The sequence below is a fragment of the Streptomyces bugieae genome, from assembly GCF_036352915.1.
GTDB lineage: Bacteria > Actinomycetota > Actinomycetes > Streptomycetales > Streptomycetaceae > Streptomyces > Streptomyces endophytica.
In genome coordinates this window covers 1-438 of sequence record NZ_JAZBJP010000180.1, presented here as the reverse complement: position 1 = coordinate 438, position 438 = coordinate 1, and the positions used below count along the sequence as shown (strand labels likewise).

The window sequence follows — 438 nt, the reverse complement described above, 5'->3', positions numbered from 1 at the left end:
ATCTCCTCCATCAGCGTGGGCACGGTGACGACCCGGTCCGCCTGGAGGGCCAGGAGGGCGAGGATCTGGCGGGGCTTGCCCGCCGTGGGGACCACGGAGACACCGTGCTCCATGGCGGTGAGCGGCCCCAGTACATTGATCTCCATCGTCCGTACTCTCCTCTGCGTCGGCACCCCGTCACACGAGCACCGGAACATGTGGCGCTCAGCGTCACACGAGACTCGCATCCCCGGTGCCCGACGCCCCAGTGAGCGGATCACGAAGGAGAACATGAAAATGTCATGCCGGGTTGGTGAACGCGGCACTGGGCCCCGGTGAGAGCACACGCGCAGAATCCTGAAGCACGGGACGTCGAACGCGGACGTCGAGGGGCCGCCGGCCGAGTCCGGCGAGAAGACGGCCCCGGGACACAGTGTCCGACCGGCTCAGGAGGGGAAC

The 438-nt window shown here is 67.6% G+C and carries 1 pseudogene; it reads right to left on the bottom strand.

The window, feature by feature from the left end:
* A pseudogene (locus V2J85_RS41650) lies at positions 1 to 146 on the bottom strand (AfsR/SARP family transcriptional regulator); the annotation flags it as partial.
* Between the last annotated feature and the right edge of the window lie 292 nt (positions 147 to 438).